This is a genomic window from Desulfobulbus rhabdoformis, assembly GCF_016919065.1.
GTDB classification, from domain to species: Bacteria; Desulfobacterota; Desulfobulbia; order Desulfobulbales; family Desulfobulbaceae; genus Desulfobulbus; species Desulfobulbus rhabdoformis.
Window position 1 is genome coordinate 1 of the sequence record NZ_JAFFQA010000033.1, and the last position, 18,283, is coordinate 18,283.

Below are 18,283 nucleotides of genomic sequence, written 5' to 3' on the forward strand. Positions count from 1 at the left end.
GGGCTGGGGCGGGATCCCGGCCGGGCCGTGTCACCTGTAACAGGTGGTGGAGGGGTTCAAAGACTTTAGAATATATTCGTGATGTTTCTGGGGGTCAACTGGTTTTCGGAATCTGGCGGTTGCTCCCGGAGAACGGGGGGCGTTCGTAAAAATATCAGTGAAAATTTCTGATTTTGATATAAAGTATAGGTAAGTACAGCAGTTGATCATCGACTCTCGCTCAAGGAGGTACGATATGCAGGCAATACAAAGCATCCTCACCCCGATAGATTTTTCTGACAATGCCGGCAAGATCGTCAAGGCGGCTGCGTACGTGGCCGGAACCTTTAAAGCAGAACTGCATCTGGTTTTTGTGGTGCAGAGCTTTGAAGATTACAGCGGATTTTTCGTCCCGCCCATTTCCCTCCCCAACATGGAGGAGGAACTTTTTGCTTCTGCCGAGCAGCAGATGGAATCCTACATCGAAGAAAACAAAACCCTGTTTGCCGATGCCGGTGTCTCGAGCGTCACGGGCAAGGTCCTGACAGGCGATGTGGCAGAAGAGATCCTCACCTTTGCCGCCAAAAAGAAGGTGGAGCTCATAATTATGGGGACTCATGGGTACAAGGGACTTGAGCGTATCATGTTTGGCTCAGTGGCGGACAAAGTCGTGAAAACTGCCTGTTGTCCGGTAATGACTATAAACCCGTACCGGGAGGAATGTGAGGGTAACGTCACCTAACTCGCACCTGAGAATCTGGTCTTCGTCAGCAGGTGAGGGTGGAGGAGAATAACGCCCCGCTGTGAAAAACGCCCTTGAAAAGTGGGGGCGTTTTTCCGGGAGCCGGGTGTCTGGAATCAAGAGGAATGGCTATGGATCAACGAAAATATCCTCGCATACGGATTCGGAATATGAGTATCGACGTTTCCGACGGCATGGGCTGCTGTTCGGCTGCGGTGAGCGATATCTCTCGAGGCGGTCTGTGCCTCGCTGACATGGGCAAGCGTTTTGGTAAAAAAACAGACAAGTTTACTGTCGTGGCAACCAGCGGTGAGAAGCATTTCAAGTTCCAGGTTAAACCGCGTTGGATCCGGCTGGGGCAATGGAATAAAAGGATCGGGGTAGAGATCGATGCGCCCCCGGCCCAGTGGACGGCCTATATCATCTCCCTTGAACACCAGCGGCAACTGTAATACTCAAGGGTGCCGGTTATTTTTCCTTTACCGGCATTCTCTGATCCATAAAGCACTTTTCCCCTTGAGGCCTCTCACCTCTCTTGTAACAATGCCAGGCAACATCCTTGCTCCTGCGAGGTCGTGCCTGTTCCCGAGTCGCTCTTTCCTGCCGCAAAGCCTTCCATCATGAGCCGTTTGGCTGAAATATTGGGAAAATAGATAAACTCAAGTTGGCATCGTCCGGCTTGATGCTGGGGAAATTCCTCCTCCAGAAGCTCTTTCCAGTCAGCCTGATGTTGTCTCCAGTCATCTGCAAGCGTAGCTGCAGCTTCGGGGGCAAGTGGTGCCATGAGTTGAGAGAGGGCCGCCTGCAATCTGGGCAGTTTTTGCAGCAGCGGCTGGGCGCCGGGGCTTTCCCGCAAGGCAAGGCAGGGCAGTGGCAGGCTGACCAGTACCGAGGCTTCCTGTCGACGTATCTTCTCATAGACTTCCTGCAGCAGTTCCATGGCAAGGGCGTGTCGAGTGATCAGGAGTCGTGGAGTCTGTTCAAGATCATGGAAATAGAGTCGCGCCCATGCTTTCAGCCGGTGTTTCAGCATGGAAGCTGACTCGGCAGAAGACTGCCCGGCTTCACTTGGCTGGCTAAAAGGCAGTTCATCTTCTTCCCGCAGTTCCTGAAACAGGTCCTGCTGGCGGGTGGTGATATGGGAAAGCGCGCTGCCGATGTCTGTTTGCTGGGCATCAAACCATTCCCCCAGTTTAAGCATCAGGCGTGATTGCCAGAGTTGCAGTTGTGCCACTTCCTCGGTGCGAATGTCGGTGCGTTTGAGCAGGTCACTGATAAGAGAACCGCTGGACTCTCTTTGCTGTCCTCCACGTTGCAGCCCCGCCAGAGTAAGCATGCTGAGTTGGGTGGTATAGTCGGCACCGTTGCGGCGCATGTCTTCAACCAAGGCCATAAAACGATCCCGTTTCGGGCCAAGTGGTGCCGGGGTAAACGAGCCCAGACGTCCCATTTCCAGGCAACGGCTGAGATAGCCGGAGTCGGTTGCTAGTGATTCGTTTTCCACGGCTTGCATGTGGACAACCTGGTCGAAAACCTGTACAAGGGGGACAAGCAAACCCGCATCAGGCAGGGTTTCGGGAAATACGCAGGCATAAGTTGTGTTCATAATATGAAAACGTTACGGGAAAAAATTACATTTGTTTTAACAGCACTGGCTTATGTGCTGTTTCATTTAGTTGTCAATACAGACCATAGCATCGATTACATGGGAACGTTGAAACAAATGGCGACGACCGCCCCTTATGCACTGGGCTTGGCGTATATCGTTGCCGTGTTTTTTCGTCACTACTCAGGAAAAGGCTGGCTCCCTTGGGATCGAATTGCTCGCGTCTTTTTTACAGTCGGTATTCTTTTCGGGTTTTATTTAAGTCTCTATCATTCCGCCGCAAGAAGGCTGCCGCCGGAGGTTGAGATGCAGAAGCAACCCTCGACCGTGGAGAAATTTTACAACTGGATTAAGGAAAAATGATGTTCGCCATAAGCAGGCTTGAAACACGAGTAAGTTTGCTTCAAGGACTCAGAGGGGCTTGGAAAAGTTAATAATTCAAGCCCCCTTTGCATTAAAAATGCAGTATTCAGGGACGACAATTACCGCAGAACGGATTTGCGAGGGTGCAATCCTGAAGTTGTGGTGACGCCCGGCAACACGAGGCTTTTAGGTCCCAGGATGGTTCCGGGGCTGGTTACCGAGTTGCAGCCGGTCTGACAGTCGTCGCCCAGAATCGCACCGAATTTGCGCAGGCCTGTGTCTATCTTCTTGATACTGGTGCGGATCGTGACATTACCTGGGATAAAACGGAGGTTGGCGCATTTGGTGCCGGCGCCGAGGTTGACCCGGTTGCCGAGGATAGAATCGCCCAGATAGGCAAAATGACCGGCCTTGGCATCGTTGAGAAAAACGGAGTGTTTGACCTCGGTCGTGTGGCCAACCACACAGCGGTGCCCAACGAGAGTGTAGCCACGCAGATAGGCCCCTTGACGAATTTCGGTATGATCGCCGATAATGGCAGGTGACTTGATCATCGCTCCCGGTTCAATGAGCACTCCCTGGCCAATTTTGATATTGCGCCCAACCATGACCGCACCGGCCATGATAACCGAGGCGCCGTTGAGATACTGTCCATTCTCCCAGACGCGGAGTTCGCCTTTGGTGGTGTCGCCGTAGGTGATGACGCACTCACGGGCATTGCGGAGTTTTCCGTTGTACCAGACATAGGGGCTGTCCAGGGGCACCCCGTCGTGAATACAGACATGTTGAAAACAGGGAGCGGTATTATCGCGCACGTATTCTTTGAGTTTTTTTAACGGGTCCCAGACATGAGGGCAGTCGACAAAAAGGGCGCGTTCGGGGAAGTCGGCGAGTTCGAAAAACGATCCAGTGGTCAGCATAGGTGGCTCCAGGCGGCAAGCGAAGGCTGTATTCAGTGTTTGCTCTACTCCGGTTGTCACAAACAGCGAACCTGGGCACTGCAAAATGCTCACGAGTTCAGAACGAGACAACGTGTGGGGCGATGACTTCCTTTCTATATTGGCCAACAGGTTTTTCTTCAAGGGAAAATTTTCTTGGTTTCCTTCTACGTTGTTCTCCAACCCACCGCTGTCATGGATTCAGCTCTCCTGTCGAGGGCGTGTCTTGACTTCGGTTAGGGTTGTGTTTACTGTCGTGGAACAATTGGGTTACGACTGCCGTTCACGGCAATTTTAAGGAGGAATAGAGTGGAATTTGATGATTCATTATCAACCAGTATGGGAGATTTTGGGGAACAGACACAGGATCTGGAAATCCCCGAGTCACTCCCCATGATGGCTGTTCGTGATGTGGTGGTCTTTAACTATATGATCATCCCATTGTTTGTCGGTCGCCCCGGTTCCATTGAAGCGGTGAACGAGGGACTGAACAGCAACAAGCTGCTGATGCTGGTGACTCAAAAAGATCCCACCAAGGATGATCCCGAAGAGGAGGATCTCTACGAGGTCGGTATGGTCTCCATGATCATGCGAACCCTCAAGTTGCCCGATGGCCGCCTCAAGGTACTGGTACAGGCGCTGTCTAAGGCAAAAATTCGTAAGGTCCTGCAGGAAAAACCGCATTTCCAGGTGGAGATTGATCTGGTTGAAGATCAGGAGCCCGACGTGATCTCCGTGGAAACCGAAGCGTTGATGCGCACCGTTCGGGAGCAGACGGAAAAGATCATGTCCCTGCGGGGGATTCTGTCCTCGGATTTGATGATGATCATCAACAATATCGAGGAACCGGGGCGTCTTGCTGATTTGGTCGGGTCCAACCTGCGCCTCAAAGTCACCGAGTCACAGAAGATCCTTGAAACCGAGGATCCCGTGGAACGGCTGCGGCTGGTGGCTGATCTGCTGCACAAAGAGCTTGAAGTGTCCACCGTGCAGGCCAAAATTCAGTCCGATGCCAAAGAGGAGATGTCACGCAGCCAGCGAGAATATTTTCTGCGTGAGCAGATTCAGGCGCTGAAGCGTGAACTCGGTGACGAGGACAGCTACTCGCAGGAGATCGAAGAGCTTGCCAAGCAGTTGCGCAAAAAGAAAATGCCCAAGACCGCCAAGAAAGAGGCACGTAAGCAGTTGCGGCGACTGGAGATGATGCATCCTGATGCCTCCGAGGCAACCATTGTTCGCACCTACCTGGAGTGGTTTCTCGATTTACCCTGGAAGAAATCCTCCAAAGATATGCTTGATCTCAAGGTGGCCTCTCAGGTCCTGGACGAGGATCACTACGGGCTTGACCGCATTAAAGAGCGCATTCTCGAGTATCTGGCGGTGCGTAAGCTCAATAATAACACCAAGGGGCCCATTATCTGTTTTGCAGGCCCTCCCGGTGTGGGCAAGACCTCTCTTGGCCAGGCCATTGCCAAGGCAATGAACCGGAAGTTTTATCGCTTGTCACTGGGCGGAATGCGCGATGAGGCCGAGATCCGTGGTCACCGCCGCACCTATATCGGTGCGATGCCCGGCCGTATTTTGCAGGGACTCAAAAATGTTGGCACCAACAACCCGGTGTTCATGATGGATGAGATCGATAAAATCGGTGACGATTACCGTGGCGATCCCTCCTCAGCCCTGCTGGAGGTGCTTGACCCGGAGCAGAATAATACCTTCTCCGATCATTATATGAACCTGCCCTTTGATCTTTCCAAGTGTATGTTCATCACCACCGCCAATCGAACCGACACGATCCCCGGGCCACTTTTGGATCGTATGGAGGTGATTCAGCTCTCCGGGTACACCCTGGAAGAAAAGATGGTCATTGCCAACAAGTATTTGTTGGTGCGCCAGGTGGAGGAGAACGGGATCAAGCCCAGTCAGATCAAACTTGATAACGCTACCCTTGAGCTCATTATCAGTCATTACACCCACGAGGCAGGGGTGCGTAACCTGGAGCGGGCGCTGGGCAAGATTTGTCGTAAGATTGCCCGTAAAGTGGCTGAAGGGGGACGTGGACCGTACGTGATTTCTGCCAACACCGTGGAAAAATACCTGGGGCCGCCCAGGTTTCTTCCGGAAACCGAGCTGGATACCAGCGCCCAGCCAGGCCTGGTTATCGGTCTTGCCTGGACAGAGGTTGGGGGTGAACTGCTCCACATTGAAACCTCGGTCATGCCGGGAAAAGGGCGCCTGCAGCTGACCGGGCATCTGGGAGAGGTGATGAAGGAGTCCGCCCATGCGGCGTTGAGCTACTGTCGGAGCCGTAACAAGGAGTTGGGGGTCGAGCCGGAGTATTTTGATACCCACGACATCCACATCCATGTCCCTGCCGGTGCTATTCCCAAAGATGGCCCTTCGGCCGGTATTACCATCACCACGGCACTGTTTTCTGCCATCCGCGGTAAGGCCCTCAAGCGTGGTTTTGCCATGACCGGTGAGGTTACCTTGCGCGGGCGGGTACTCCCCATTGGTGGGCTGAAAGATAAGGCGCTGGCAGCCCTGCGCGCTGGTATTACAAAAATTCTGATTCCCCAGGAAAACCAGAAAGATCTGGTTGAGATTCCCGAAGAGTTACGCAAGAAGATAACCTTTTATCCGGTTGAGCATATGGATGAAGTCATTGAGTTGACCTTGGGTAAATCTCCAGGGAAAAAGACCCCGGCCAAGGGGGCTGCCAAGAAGGTGGCGGCAAAGGCTGCCCCAGCCAAATAACTTGACAACTCCCCCAGTACTGAAAAAGCGGTCGGATTCTCCGGCCGCTTTTTTTCATTCAGCTTTGTAACTGACACCAACTCTTTCAATATCATTGCCATGCGTCGCCTCTTTCTTGTCCTTCTTGTTCTTGTTTTCCTTGGATTCTCCGGGCTGGGGATTTGGTATGTAAGCTACTTGCGTACTCCATCAACGGGAGAAGGTGAGGAGATCGTCCGTATAGCTCGAGGAATGGGCGTGCGCCAGATTGGTGCATTACTCGCCCAAAAGGGGCTCATTCAAAACGATATTCGCTATCTTGCCTATGTCTACCTTGGTGACTTGACTACGCGGTTGCGGGCGGGAGAGTACAGTATTGCGCGGGGATTGACTCCGCCTGAGGTTATCCGGCTTTTGGTTGAAGGAGCCACCTTGCGGCATCAGGTCACCATTCCTGAAGGGCTCAGTGCCGTCCAGGTGGCGGAACTTTTCGCCCGGGACGGTTGGATTGATCCTGATCGTTTTCTCGCTCTAACCCGCAAGAGAGAATTTATTCACTCCTTAGGGCTGGAGGTTGAGAGTCTTGAGGGGTATCTTTTCCCGGAAACCTACACCATGGTCCGCAACGAAGTCAGTGAACAGAGGGTCCTGGAAATGATGGTGCAGCGTTTTTTTCAGGTTTGGAGTGCGCTGCACGTACCGGAGAAAGGCGTGCATGGTCTGAGCCGGCACCAGGTCGTTATTCTGGCCTCTATCGTTGAAAAAGAGACGGGTGCGGCATCGGAGCGTCCTCTTATAGCGCGCGTCTTTCTTAATCGTTTAGAAAAGAAGATGCGCCTCCAATCCGATCCCACCGTGATTTACGGTATCAAGGACTTCAACGGCAATATAACCCGGGCAGATTTGAGGACCAAGACCCCTTACAACACCTATGTCATTGCTGGTTTGCCCGCAGGTCCGATCTGTAATCCAGGTCGGGCTGCTTTGGAAGCAATTATTATTCCTGCCGCCTCTGAGGCACTTTATTTTGTTTCCCGAAACGATGGAACACATATTTTTTCAACAAATCTTCGTGACCATAATCGGGCCGTTTGGAAATTTCAGCGAAAAAAGTAATTTGTCATACCAATTTATTTTAGTCTTTTATTGATGAGATGACGCTTGTTAAGGCTGCCCTAAAAATGTGTTTGGTAAACTTTGCTATCTCCTCGCAATCGTGAAATTTTTCGCGACTGTCGTCTGGGCGACATCAATTCTCTTGTATTTAATTCAATTAGTGTTATGTTCGCCATTCAGGAGTAGAACATGTGGGATTTTCACAGGTTACGTTTTGGTACTTTTGGGTAAAGTCCATACGCCAAATAAAAACCCGCATGGGACAAACATTCAGCCCAAGACAAGGAGAAATAGGGAGCAATGTTGACAGGAACAGTAAAGTGGTTTAACGAAGCAAAAGGTTTTGGTTTTATTGAGCAGGAGGCAGGAAAGGATGTTTTCGTCCACTACTCTGCAATATCCGGAACAGGTTTTAAAACACTCAACGAAGGCGACAAGGTTCAGTTTGAGATCATAGACGGGCCCAAAGGTCCGGCTGCCGCCAATGTGATGAAGCAGTGATAGACGCTTAGCGTTACCGCCCGGCAGGATTTTCCTGCCGGGCTTTTTTTTTGTATTGTTTTTATGAGTTAAGACGCTGTCGGTCGGTGTCGCGTGTTTTTGATTCGGTTCCATTACTCTCCCGCCCGGTGTCTTTCCAGGCACCAATAACCTGTCAAAGCAGCAGTCGGTTGGTCAGTTTTTTCCCAGGTATAGCATAGTGAAAGTCGCTCTTGTTCAGACGAACCCGGTCATTGGAGCCTTTGAACGGAATCTTCGTCAGGTGTTGGATTGGATTGGACAGGCCCGTCAGGTTGGTTGTGACCTGGTTGTGTTTCCGGAATTAACGCTCTGTGGCTATCCTCCGCAGGATCTGCTGGAAAGGCCTGCTTTTCTTGATGCCCATGATAGGGCTCTGGCCGAACTTATTAAACAGATTGAAGGGATTACCTGTATTGTCGGTGTACCTGAACGACGAGAAGGTCCAGGCAAGCCCCTGTATAACTCTGCCTTTGTGCTGGAGCGTGACCGGATAGTCCATCGAGCCCGCAAGCAGCTTCTTCCCACCTATGATGTCTTTGACGAAACCCGTTACTTCGAGCCGGGCTCTACCTCAACGGTTTTTCCTTTCAAGGGGGTACAGTGTGGGCTTACTGTCTGCGAGGATATCTGGTGGCAAGGGGAGAATTATCCATCCAATCCGGTGCAAAAGTTTTCCATAGGGCCTATCGTCCCCGATTGCCTGATCAACATTTCGGCCTCACCTTACTATTACGGCAAGGTCCAGGAACGGCAGCGCGTCTTCGGTGATCTCTGCAGGCAAAATAATCTGCCCCTCCTGTATGTGAACCAGGTGGGCGGGCAGGACGGCTTGATTTTTGATGGGCATTCCATGGTGGTGACTCCACAGGGGGGGCTGCATTCCTCCGCTGCTGGATTTTCCGAAGAGATGTTGGTAGTTGAGAGCGATGAGTGGTGTTCTCCTGGCACGAATATCCTTGCAGACCCGATTGAGAATGTAGAGCAGGCACTGACTCTCGGTGTGCGCGATTACCTTCAAAAAACCGGGTTCAAAAAGGCAGTGATCGGCCTCTCCGGTGGGATCGATTCCGCGGTGACGGCCGTGATTGCCTGTAAGGCGCTCGGACCGGAAAACGTGCTCTGCGTGGCCCTGCCTTCACCCTACACCTCACAGTATTCCATCGATGATGCCAGGGCTTTGGCTGAAAATCTTGGTTGTGGTTTTGAGCTGATCGGGATTGAAAAAGCGATGCAGGCCTACCAGGAAAGTCTGGGCGCTCTTTTTGCCGGCCTTGCTGAGGATGTGACCGAGCAAAACATTCAGGCACGGATTCGCGGTAATCTCTTGATGGCGCTTTCCAACAAATTAAACGCTCTTCTCCTGACCACGGGCAACAAATCCGAGATGGCGGTCGGGTACTGTACTCTATATGGGGATATGTCCGGTGGACTGGCCGTTATTGCCGATGTTCCCAAGGTCATGGTCTATCAACTGGCGCGGTTGATGAACAAAGAGAGGGAGGTTGTGCCTGACCGCATTATTACCCGTCCTCCCACTGCCGAACTCAAGCCGGATCAGTGCGACCAGGACGATCTTCCACCCTATGAGGTGCTTGATGTTGTGCTGCAGCAGTACCTGGAAGAGCATCAATCGATTGAGGATATTGTTGCAGGGGGGATTGATGCAGTGGTTGTCCGTGATATTGTTCGCCGGGTTAAACTCAATGAGTACAAACGTAAGCAGGCACCCTATGGCATCAAAGTGACCTCCAAGGCCTTTGGCCCTGGAAGGCGCTATCCTGTGGTGCAGGGCTTTATCGAATAGCCTGCATAATTTTTCAGCCCCTTCAGAACACAAAAAAATGCCGATACTCAGTACACCTCTGTATCGGTATTTTTTTGTGTTCTGAAGGAGTACGCGTCACTGTTCCTGGTATTATCTTGATTTTATACAGTGTTCACGTTTCGCTCCCTACTTTTTGACGTCACATTAATTTCTTTCTTTGACGACGTCTTTCTTTTTTATTAACCTAGCGGGACTGCGCGACACTTCACTCCTCTTCCCATCCTCTTCGAGACGACTTACCAACGTTATGACCCGGCCTACCCGCCATCCCGCATTTGTCCTCCTCTTCCTCTGTGCCATATTGGTCTTGGTTGCTTTTTTAGTCTTCCGTGAGCACCGAACCGAGCGACCGGAACAGATTGCTGTGACCACCTCGGGCACGGTCGACATGTGTCTGAATTGTCATAAAAGCGAAAAGCTCGATGGTGCCCACGACGGCCTGGTTATTGGCTGTGCACCATGTCACCTCGGGAATCCTTTGGCCATCGATAAGGATGAGGCCCATGCTGGCATGGTTCTTAACCCGGGAGATTTACGGGTTGCCCATAAAACCTGCGGTGTTGAAGGGTGTCATCCCACGGATATTGCCAAGGTGAAGAATTCACTCATGGCCACCAACAGAGGTATCATCTCCACACTGTTGTATTATTGGGGAGAGCGAGATCACCAGAGCGCAAATATCTCTGTTGAACAGCTTTTGAAGACAGGGGAAACATCTCTGGCCCTCGACTATTTCCGTAAACTCTGTGGCACCTGTCATCTGTGGAAACAAAAAAACGACCTGCCAGGTGCGCCGGCCTTTTTTAATGAAAAAGGCGGTGGTTGTTCTGCCTGTCATTACATTTTGCCCCCAGGGACACCGCAAAATACGGTGACAAAGCAGCTGACTGAGGCGGAGCAGGAGGCTATCGATAAAAATCGCCCCCATCCTCTTGTGGTGAAGCAGGTACCGGAGGAAAACTGCATCCGCTGCCATAACCGTTCGGGACGCATTGGGATTTCCTACGTGGGACTCTTTGAGGCTGAGGGGTATGGAACCCCGTATGAGGACGGGACGCTGAGCTCAAAACGACTCCCCGGGGATAGGTTTTACCTCAAAATCTCGCCGGACATTCACCATGAAAAAGGAATGGCCTGTATTGATTGTCACACCCGTGACGAGATCATGGGCGATGGGACCAGCTATGCCCATTATGAAGAGCAACTTGAGGTGCAATGTGTCAGTTGCCACGATGCAAAGCCAGGCCTCACCCATAAAAACAATCGCTTAACCAATGTAGAGACAAAAGAAGGTAAACATGTGCTCATTGGGAAGATTGATGGTAAAGAGCATGCCCTGAAGGAGCCTGATGCCCAAGCTTGCCTTGCTCCCTATCACAAGCGGGTGAGCTGCGCCGCCTGTCATTCCACTTGGGTGCCCCAGTGTTATGGCTGCCATGTAAAACGCGATAAGCGCGATAACCACCTGGACAAACTCACCTTGAAAAATACCCCCGGCTGGTGGGAGGAGGGGAGGTCCTATATACGCTACGAAAAGCCCATGCTAGCGGTCTGGAAAGATGAGGTGGTCATTGTCACTCCCGGCTGTCAGGACCTGGTCACCTTGATTGACGAAAATGGCAAAGAAGAGGGTGGGTTTAACCGCTTCACCATGGCGGCCATTAATCCGCATACCATCCAGGCTCAAGGAAGAAGCTGTCGGGATTGCCACGCCTCAACCAAAACAGTGGGCCTGGGGGAGGGAACCGTTGTGAAAAAAGAGGGGAAATGGCATTTCTCCCCGGTTGATCAAGGTGTGGAGACTCCCCATGGCCGTACTCCGGGGTTTGATGCCTTTGTGACCATTGAGGGGGAACCGCTGCAGCATGGCTCTCGCAAAGACCTTCGCCCTTTTGATAAGGATGAACTGCATCGTATTTTACGGGTTGGCCTGTGCCTTGAATGTCACCCTGGAGCGGATGATAAGGCCTATGTAAACTACGTTTCTGGGCGTGCCTGCCCCGTGTTTATTGAGCCGTAAAAGTAGGGTGGTAAGGTTGTTTGCTGAAAATAATGATAGAGAATCAAGAGGATAACCTTCATGTCTACAGTGATAGGCAGGAAGGAATTTATTTAATCAGGAAAAAAAATCCGATTTAATAGCGAAATTTTTCCGGATTTAAATTTTAGGACTTGTTATATTGTTTCAAAAGCGTTAGGACGCAGTCATTTGTAACAACCGGAGAACAAAAGTTCACAGAAGGAGTATGAGAAAGATGTTGCCAGAAAAGTTTGTACTTGCGGAGAGAGTGCTGCAAGTCGCTCCCTCGCCGACGCTTGCCGTCAATGCCAAGGCGAAGGCACTCAGGGCCGCTGGTGCGGATATTTTGAACTTTAGTGTGGGGGAGCCAGATATGACTACCCCAGCCCATGTCTGCGAGGCCGGTAAACAGGCCATTGACGACGGGCACACCCGTTATACTCCGGTGGCGGGTATTGTTGAGCTGCGAGAGGCTATCTGCGCCAAGCTGAAAAAGGATCAGGGCTGGGAGTATGAGCCCGATCAGGTGCAGGTCTGCTGTGGTGGAAAGCACGGCCTGTTTAATATCTTCCAGGCGATTTTGAATCCTGGCGATGAGGTCCTGATTCCTGCGCCTTACTGGGTTTCCTATCCTCCGATGGTACAGCTTGCCGGAGGAACACCGGTCATCGTGCCGCTCAAAGAAGAGAATAATTTCGATTTTGACCCGGAAGTGCTGGCCCAATATGTGACCCCGAAGACCAAGGCGATCGTTCTCAACAGTCCGTCTAACCCCACAGGGGCGGTTTTCTCGCAGGAGTCTTTGGCCGCCGTCGGGAAGATGGCCTATGAGAAGGGATGGTTGGTGATTACCGACGACATGTATGAGGAGATCTCCTACATTGACGGGAAGCTTCCGCATATCCTCCATGCCATTCCCCGTTTAAGGGATCAGATAGTTCTCTCTAATGGCGTCTCCAAGTCGTTTGCCATGACCGGCTGGCGAATTGGCTGGTCCATTGGTCCGAGCCAGATCATTAAGGCTATGAATAAAATTCAGAGCCAGTCTACCTCCAATCCTGCCGCTCCATCCCAGTATGCTGCGTTGGCCGCACTGACTGGTCCGCAGGACTTTCCGAAACAGCTGTTGGAAGCATTTATTCCGCGGCGGGCCTATTTTGTAGAAGCACTGCGGGCGATTCCTAATGTCACCTGTGTGAATCCCATGGGTGCCTTCTATGTCTTCCCCAACTTTTCAGCCTATTACGGAAAGACGTTCAATGGACAGGTCATTGATGGATCGCTTGCTCTGGCGGACTACCTCCTCAGTGAGGCCAATGTCGCCTCGGTACCAGGCGCCGCCTTCGGTTCCGACGACTTCATCCGTTTCTCTTTTGCCACCTCCATGGATGTGATCAAAGAAGGAATGGAACGTATTACGACTGCCCTGGCTGCTTTGCAGTAAATTCGGGTAGGGGCTTTGCGAATAAAAAACGGACAGAGGAAGGAAAACTCCTCTGTCCGTTTGCAGGTGAAAGATGTGGAATGTGGTCGGATCAGGCTATTTTTTGATCCGGATCGTGGAGTGGTTGGGCCTGCTCTTTTTCCAGTTTTATCTGGGCAAGGAGCGATTGCAGTTTCCAGGGATTGGCAAGACATTCCCTGCCAAGATGGTTTTTGGCAACCACGTTACAAAACTGAAGAAACTCTGACATGAGACGGGTGATGATCTTGTCTTTATGTTGGATGATCCAGAGTTGGCGACTCATGTCGATGCCCTCAATGGGCAGTGTCTTGAGCCACCCCTCTTCAGCCTCACGGCAGACCGTGAGCATGGAGAGGCAGGCCGCACCAACCCCCGATTCAACCGCTTTTTTGATTGCCTCAGTATGACCGGTTTTCGTCACTACTTTTAAAAGTGACGCATACCGACCAAGCTTTTTGGTAAATATCTCCGCAGTTCCAGACCCTTCCTCACGCATGACCCAACTTGTCTCTTTGAGATCATCCGGAATAGTAAAGGCGTCTTTCTCTGCCAGTTTATGGTGGGGACTGATAACAATACCCAGCTCGTCTTCAAACCAGGTAGACGCGACCAGCGAATCGACGTTGATGTCACCTTCGACAAAACCAAGATCGGCCTGGCCGGTGGCGACCAGTTTCTCTGCAGTCATGGTATTGACGACCAACATATTGATATGGGCCTCGGGATGCAGTCGCATGAAGGCACCAATGAGGTAGGGGAGGACATAGTTACCGATGGTGGTACTCGCGACAATCTCCAACACACCCGCGACAGTATCCTGTTGCTCGGTGAGGATGGTTTCGATGTTTGCCACCTGATGGAGTATGGCCTTGGAAAGCGGAAGCAGGTATCGACCGCGGTCATTCAGCAGCAGGCTGCGCCCGTGGCGGTCAAACAGCGGCCCGCCCAGCTGATTTTCCAGCTCACCTAAAGCCATGCTCACTGCAGATTGAGTCAGCAGAAGTTTTTTGCTGGCTCGGGTCACCTGTTGAGTCTCGGCAACTGCAATAAAAATTTCAAGTTGTCTGAAGGTAATCGCCATGGTTCCTTTTTTGGCATCAGCCTGATTGATTAATTATATGACCTGAATTGAAACATCCGTAACCTAACACTTAAGCAAAATAGTTCAATGATTTTTCATGTCGGGTAAAATATTCCCATTGTGGGTTTCAAAGTAACACCTTTGTTTTATCGAGAAATTATTCGTTAATTGGGCGAATTATGCTTGACATAAAAAGGTGATTTCAGTAGCTTGATAAGATGTGTTGATTAAATGTATCAGTAGTATTGATGCAATTCGGTTCCTTTGTTAAGGAGAAAAAATGGACCAAGTTGTTCTAACCAATATTATTTATGTATCCCTGTTTCTTATCGGGGCTTTGCTGTTTGGCTTCGGGCCAATCATCATTGTAAAATTGTTGAGTCCTTCCAGCCATACACGGCAGACGATCGGCAAAACCGGTCAACTGATCGAGTGCGGTATGGAGCCTATCGGCAGCGCCTGGATTCGCTTTGGTATCATCTATTATCTCTATGCACTTATCTTCTTGGCTTTTGATGTGGACGTGCTCTTTTTGTTTCCGGTAGCCGTCGCCTACAATAGCCCTGAGTTGGGTGTACGGGATTTCTACGAAGTTCTGCTGTTTGTTGCAATTTTATCGCTAGCCATTGTGTACGCATGGCGGAAAGGAGTGTTCTCGTGGGAGAAGAAATCGTACCTTCATCAGTAGTCCAGTTTGCTCAGCTTGATCAGATACTCAATCTCGGGCGGGCCAACTCCCTCTGGCCAATGACCTTTGGGCTGGCCTGCTGTGCAATCGAAATGATGTGCACCGGTGGTTCCCGTTACGATATTTCACGGTTTGGCGCAGAGGTCTTTCGTCCCTCCCCCCGTCAGAGTGATGTCATGATTGTAGCCGGCACCATCAATAAGAAGTTGGAAAAGGCTGTGAAGACCTTGTACGACCAGATGCCGGAGCCGAAATGGGTCATTGCCATGGGCAACTGCGCCATATCCGGAGGGCCGTTTAAGGTCAAGGAAAATTATAACGTGGTTGAGGGAGCGGATAAGCTCTTTCCGGTGGATGTGTATATTCCGGGATGTCCTCCTCGGCCTGAAGCACTCCTTGAGGGGATTATGACCCTGGAGGAGAAGATAACGGGAAAACGTCGCTGGCCGCGGATTCAGCCTGACTGATCTGTAGCTGCTGTCGCTCTTTGAAAAAATCGAGAACGATGTACCTCGACCAGGCTGTAATGGGGCCGAGGTAGACGGCTTTTTGTTTTTTATCCACAACGAACCCCATCGAAATTCATGGCATTACAAGAGACTACACTTAAGGCTCTTCAAGAGCTTATTCCCGAAGTTGCGTCAACAGCACCGGAAGAAGGGCTGACCGATGCACCTGGGATTCGGGCGACGGACCCGGCGAAGCACGGCCATCATATTGAGGTCCTTGTCCCTCAGGATCAGGTGGTCGCGACTGCCGAGGTTATGGACAAAGAAGGATATTTTCTTGAATCAATCTCTGGTGTTGACTGGCCTGATCAGCAACAGTTGGAGGTGGTCTACGACTATAATCGTCTTGGCGGCGAACACTGCCGCGTCATGGTGCGCACCCGCATCCCGCGCGATACTCCCGAGTTAGCCACTATTACTGGTGTTTTTCCCTCTGCCGACTGGCACGAGCGCGAAACCTATGATTTTTATGGCGTCCTGTTCCAGGATCATCCCAACCTGATCCGAATTCTCCTGCCGGAAGACGCTGACTTTTTCCCCCTTCGTAAGGATTATATGCCATGACCGTACCAGTAGCACCACGGCATGATGAGACCTTTGTCCTCAATGTTGGACCACAGCATCCTGCCACCCACGGCGTCCTGCGAGTAAAAATGACCATGGACGGAGAGTATATCGTCAAGGCGGAGCCTGTCCTGGGCTATATTCATCGCATGCATGAAAAGCTGGCTGAGGCTGGCAGTTATGCGCAGTTTATGCCCAACACCGCCCGTATGGACTATCTCCATGCCCTTGCCTTTAACCACGGCTGGGCACTGGCAGTGGAAAAGGCCGCCGGGATTGAAGTGCCTGAGCGGGCAGAGTACATACGGGTCATTACGGTTGAGCTCAACCGTATCGCCAGCCACCTGCTCTGGTGGGCCGCCTTTCTTCTCGACCTTGGTGGATTCACTCCGCTGCTCTACGCCTTTGACGACCGCGAACAGATCATTGACCTGCTCGAGCGGATCACCGGTTCCCGCCTGACCTACTGTTATATGCGTTTTGGCGGGGTCTATAACGATATCGATGATGAGTTCATCACCGGTACCCGTGCCTTCATCAAACGCCTTCGTTCCCGTTGGCAGCGCATGTACCACGACCTTGTCACCGGCAACATCATCCTGATCAAGCGTATCAAAGATATCGGCTTTATCAGCCAGGAACAGTGCCGCCGCTATGGCGCCACCGGTCCGGTTGCCCGCGGCTCTGGAATCAATTACGACGTGCGTAAAAACGAGGCCTACTCAGTCTACTCTGAGTTTGATTTCGATATCCCGGTCTATAACGAGTGTGATTCCATGGCTCGCTATATGGTGCGCATGGATGAGGTGGAGCAATCCCTGCGGATTATAGAGCAGGCCCTGGATAAACTGCCTGAAGGTCCTGTTATGGCTAAGGTACCCAAAGTGCTCAAGCCTGAGGCAGGGTACTACTACTCGGCCGTTGAGACCGCCCGTGGCGCCCTGGGGCACCGGTTGGTCTGCACCGGTGACAAGAATCCGTACAAGCTCAAGTTGCGTTCACCGACTTTCTGTAATCTGAGTTTGTTTGGTGAGGTGGCCGAGGGTATGCTCCTTGCCGATGCCCTGGCTTTCATGGGAAGCCTTGACCTCGTTATTCCCGAGATTGACCGCTGATCAAGAGAGGTAAGTAAGATATGGAAACAAGTATTTGGCGCGCCCTCTTGTACCTGGTTGGCATAATGGCCTTTGCCGGTGTCAACGCCGCGTGGCTTGGGTGGTGCGAACGTAAGGGCGCTGCCCGTATTCAACGACGGACCGGTCCCATGGAGGCTGGCTACCAAGGACTCCTTCAGCCCCTCTGTGACGGTGCCAAGCTGCTCAGTAAGCAGCTGCTGGTTCCCCAAGGGGTGGATGGTATCCTCTTTCGTGTGGCCCCCGTTCTGGCGATGATCCCAGCGATCACCTCCATGGTGGTCATTCCTTTTTCTGAAAATGTCGGCGCCCGCAATATGGAGCTCTCCGTGCTCCTGCTCTTTGCGCTGGCCTCCATTGGCATGATCGCCATTTTGCTTGGTGGTTGGGCTTCCGGCAATAAGTACGCAATCATCTCAGGTGCCCGTTCTGTCTCCCAGAACCTGGCCTATGAGATTCCCATGCTCGTCACCGTTATCACGGTGGTCATGATCTCCGGTTCCATGAACCTGCGGGATATTGCCCTGGATCAACAGGGGGGCTTCTGGCACTGGAATATATTTCGTCTGGAAAATGGTCATTTTGTGACCATGTGGATTTCCTTTCTCATCTTTTTTATCTGTTCCGTTGCCGAGACCAACCGTGCTCCCTTTGACATGGCCGAGGCCGAGAGTGAGCTGGTCGCCGGCTTTATGACCGAATACGGCTCCATGGGCTTTGGTCTGTTCATGATGGGGGAGTATCTCAACATCGTGGTCGGTGCCTGCCTCACCGCAACCCTTTTTCTGGGTGGCTGGGATGGTCCTTTCGGCATGACCTCGGGCATCTGGTGGTTCCTGATTAAAATTTATATCCTGATCTTCACCTTTATCTGGATTCGTTGGACCTTTCCCCGCGTTCAGATTTACCGTTTGCTCAATCTGAGCTGGAAGATCCTGATTCCCTTTTCCATGGCTAATCTGTTGATTACCGCAGCCCTGATCAAGGTGTTCTGAC

17 protein-coding genes are annotated in these 18,283 nt (G+C 51.6%); 14 read left to right on the forward strand and 3 right to left on the reverse strand.

The features are described from left to right. Positions 1-235: 235 nt before the first annotated feature. Positions 236-721 carry a universal stress protein gene (locus JWJ90_RS16035; protein WP_205228221.1) on the forward strand — a complete coding sequence of 162 codons (486 nt, stop codon included), beginning with the start codon at positions 236-238 and terminating at the stop codon, positions 719-721. A gap of 170 nt (positions 722-891) precedes the next feature. After that, on the forward strand, positions 892-1,173 hold the full coding sequence (locus tag JWJ90_RS16040; protein WP_205228222.1) for a hypothetical protein: 282 nt from the start codon (positions 892-894) through the stop codon (positions 1,171-1,173). Positions 1,174-1,247: 74 nt separating this feature from the next. Here JWJ90_RS16040 and JWJ90_RS16045 read toward each other — a convergent pair whose 3' ends face one another. Next, complete coding sequence (locus JWJ90_RS16045) at positions 1,248-2,327, reverse strand: hypothetical protein (protein WP_205228223.1); 1,080 nt, start codon at positions 2,325-2,327, stop codon at positions 1,248-1,250. A gap of 3 nt (positions 2,328-2,330) precedes the next feature. Here JWJ90_RS16045 and JWJ90_RS16050 point away from each other — a divergent pair, with 3 nt between their 5' ends. Next, positions 2,331-2,690 (forward strand): hypothetical protein, encoded by a 360-nt coding sequence (locus JWJ90_RS16050; RefSeq protein ID WP_205228224.1) that lies wholly within the window; start codon positions 2,331-2,333, stop codon positions 2,688-2,690. 119 nt (positions 2,691-2,809) lie between these two features. Here the strand turns inward: JWJ90_RS16050 and JWJ90_RS16055 are convergent, their stop codons facing one another. After that, entirely contained in the window at positions 2,810-3,610 is an 801-nt protein-coding gene (locus JWJ90_RS16055; RefSeq protein ID WP_205228225.1) for an acyltransferase, read from the reverse strand. A gap of 327 nt (positions 3,611-3,937) precedes the next feature. On the opposite strand from JWJ90_RS16055, the gene lon reads away from it, so the two are divergent. From lon to JWJ90_RS16085, 6 genes are all read left to right on the forward strand, one after another. Further along, positions 3,938-6,385 (forward strand): endopeptidase La, encoded by a 2,448-nt coding sequence (lon, locus tag JWJ90_RS16060; RefSeq protein ID WP_205228226.1) that lies wholly within the window; start codon positions 3,938-3,940, stop codon positions 6,383-6,385. Positions 6,386-6,484: 99 nt separating this feature from the next. Further along, entirely contained in the window at positions 6,485-7,480 is a 996-nt protein-coding gene (gene mltG / locus JWJ90_RS16065) for an endolytic transglycosylase MltG (protein WP_205228227.1), read from the forward strand. A gap of 300 nt (positions 7,481-7,780) precedes the next feature. Beyond that, a complete protein-coding gene (locus tag JWJ90_RS16070) occupies positions 7,781-7,981 on the forward strand; it encodes a cold-shock protein (protein WP_205228228.1) in 201 nt (66 codons plus the stop codon). Positions 7,982-8,180: 199 nt separating this feature from the next. Further along, positions 8,181-9,806, forward strand: a complete 1,626-nt coding sequence (locus JWJ90_RS16075; protein WP_205228229.1) for an NAD+ synthase — start codon at positions 8,181-8,183, stop codon at positions 9,804-9,806. 268 nt (positions 9,807-10,074) lie between these two features. Further along, entirely contained in the window at positions 10,075-11,847 is a 1,773-nt protein-coding gene (locus JWJ90_RS16080; RefSeq protein ID WP_205228230.1) for a hypothetical protein, read from the forward strand. 235 nt (positions 11,848-12,082) lie between these two features. Then, positions 12,083-13,291, forward strand: coding sequence for a pyridoxal phosphate-dependent aminotransferase (locus tag JWJ90_RS16085; RefSeq protein WP_205228231.1), 1,209 nt, complete (start codon positions 12,083-12,085; stop codon positions 13,289-13,291). 91 nt (positions 13,292-13,382) lie between these two features. Here JWJ90_RS16085 and JWJ90_RS16090 read toward each other — a convergent pair whose 3' ends face one another. Further along, a complete protein-coding gene (locus JWJ90_RS16090) occupies positions 13,383-14,393 on the reverse strand; it encodes a LysR substrate-binding domain-containing protein (RefSeq protein WP_205228232.1) in 1,011 nt (336 codons plus the stop codon). 280 nt (positions 14,394-14,673) lie between these two features. On the opposite strand from JWJ90_RS16090, the gene JWJ90_RS16095 reads away from it, so the two are divergent. The 5 genes from JWJ90_RS16095 to nuoH all read left to right on the forward strand — a co-directional run bounded on the left by JWJ90_RS16095 (position 14,674) and on the right by nuoH (position 18,282). Beyond that, a complete protein-coding gene (locus JWJ90_RS16095) occupies positions 14,674-15,081 on the forward strand; it encodes an NADH-quinone oxidoreductase subunit A (protein ID WP_205228233.1) in 408 nt (135 codons plus the stop codon). After that, positions 15,030-15,548 carry an NADH-quinone oxidoreductase subunit B gene (locus tag JWJ90_RS16100; protein WP_205228234.1) on the forward strand — a complete coding sequence of 173 codons (519 nt, stop codon included), beginning with the start codon at positions 15,030-15,032 and terminating at the stop codon, positions 15,546-15,548. The genes JWJ90_RS16095 and JWJ90_RS16100 overlap by 52 nt, the downstream gene beginning before the upstream one ends. A 117-nt stretch (positions 15,549-15,665) precedes the next feature. Continuing rightward, the gene (locus tag JWJ90_RS16105) at positions 15,666-16,154 is read left to right on the forward strand and encodes an NADH-quinone oxidoreductase subunit C (RefSeq protein WP_205228235.1); all 489 of its coding nucleotides are present in this window, start codon (positions 15,666-15,668) and stop codon (positions 16,152-16,154) included. Continuing rightward, a complete protein-coding gene (locus tag JWJ90_RS16110; protein WP_205228236.1) occupies positions 16,151-17,269 on the forward strand; it encodes an NADH-quinone oxidoreductase subunit D in 1,119 nt (372 codons plus the stop codon). The genes JWJ90_RS16105 and JWJ90_RS16110 overlap by 4 nt, the downstream gene beginning before the upstream one ends. Before the next feature lie 20 nt (positions 17,270-17,289). Continuing rightward, a complete protein-coding gene (gene nuoH / locus JWJ90_RS16115; RefSeq protein ID WP_205228237.1) occupies positions 17,290-18,282 on the forward strand; it encodes an NADH-quinone oxidoreductase subunit NuoH in 993 nt (330 codons plus the stop codon). Position 18,283: the final 1 nt, after the last annotated feature.

Bases quoted from the DNA above. Each gene is read 5' to 3' on its own strand.
- nuoH (WP_205228237.1), top strand. From the start codon at position 17,290: ATGGAAACAAGTATTTGGCGCGCCCTCTTGTACCTGGTTGGCATAATG.
- JWJ90_RS16105 (WP_205228235.1), top strand. From the start codon at position 15,666: ATGGCATTACAAGAGACTACACTTAAGGCTCTTCAAGAGCTTATTCCC.
- JWJ90_RS16050 (WP_205228224.1), top strand. From the start codon at position 2,331: ATGAAAACGTTACGGGAAAAAATTACATTTGTTTTAACAGCACTGGCT.
- JWJ90_RS16090 (WP_205228232.1), bottom strand. From the start codon at position 14,393: ATGGCGATTACCTTCAGACAACTTGAAATTTTTATTGCAGTTGCCGAG.
- JWJ90_RS16100 (WP_205228234.1), top strand. From the start codon at position 15,030: ATGGCGGAAAGGAGTGTTCTCGTGGGAGAAGAAATCGTACCTTCATCA.
- JWJ90_RS16040 (WP_205228222.1), top strand. From the start codon at position 892: ATGAGTATCGACGTTTCCGACGGCATGGGCTGCTGTTCGGCTGCGGTG.
- JWJ90_RS16095 (WP_205228233.1), top strand. From the start codon at position 14,674: ATGGACCAAGTTGTTCTAACCAATATTATTTATGTATCCCTGTTTCTT.
- JWJ90_RS16085 (WP_205228231.1), top strand. From the start codon at position 12,083: ATGTTGCCAGAAAAGTTTGTACTTGCGGAGAGAGTGCTGCAAGTCGCT.
- JWJ90_RS16055 (WP_205228225.1), bottom strand. From the start codon at position 3,610: ATGCTGACCACTGGATCGTTTTTCGAACTCGCCGACTTCCCCGAACGC.
- JWJ90_RS16080 (WP_205228230.1), top strand. From the start codon at position 10,075: ATGACCCGGCCTACCCGCCATCCCGCATTTGTCCTCCTCTTCCTCTGT.
- JWJ90_RS16035 (WP_205228221.1), top strand. From the start codon at position 236: ATGCAGGCAATACAAAGCATCCTCACCCCGATAGATTTTTCTGACAAT.
- JWJ90_RS16070 (WP_205228228.1), top strand. From the start codon at position 7,781: ATGTTGACAGGAACAGTAAAGTGGTTTAACGAAGCAAAAGGTTTTGGT.
- JWJ90_RS16045 (WP_205228223.1), bottom strand. From the start codon at position 2,327: ATGAACACAACTTATGCCTGCGTATTTCCCGAAACCCTGCCTGATGCG.
- JWJ90_RS16110 (WP_205228236.1), top strand. From the start codon at position 16,151: ATGACCGTACCAGTAGCACCACGGCATGATGAGACCTTTGTCCTCAAT.
- mltG (WP_205228227.1), top strand. From the start codon at position 6,485: ATGCGTCGCCTCTTTCTTGTCCTTCTTGTTCTTGTTTTCCTTGGATTC.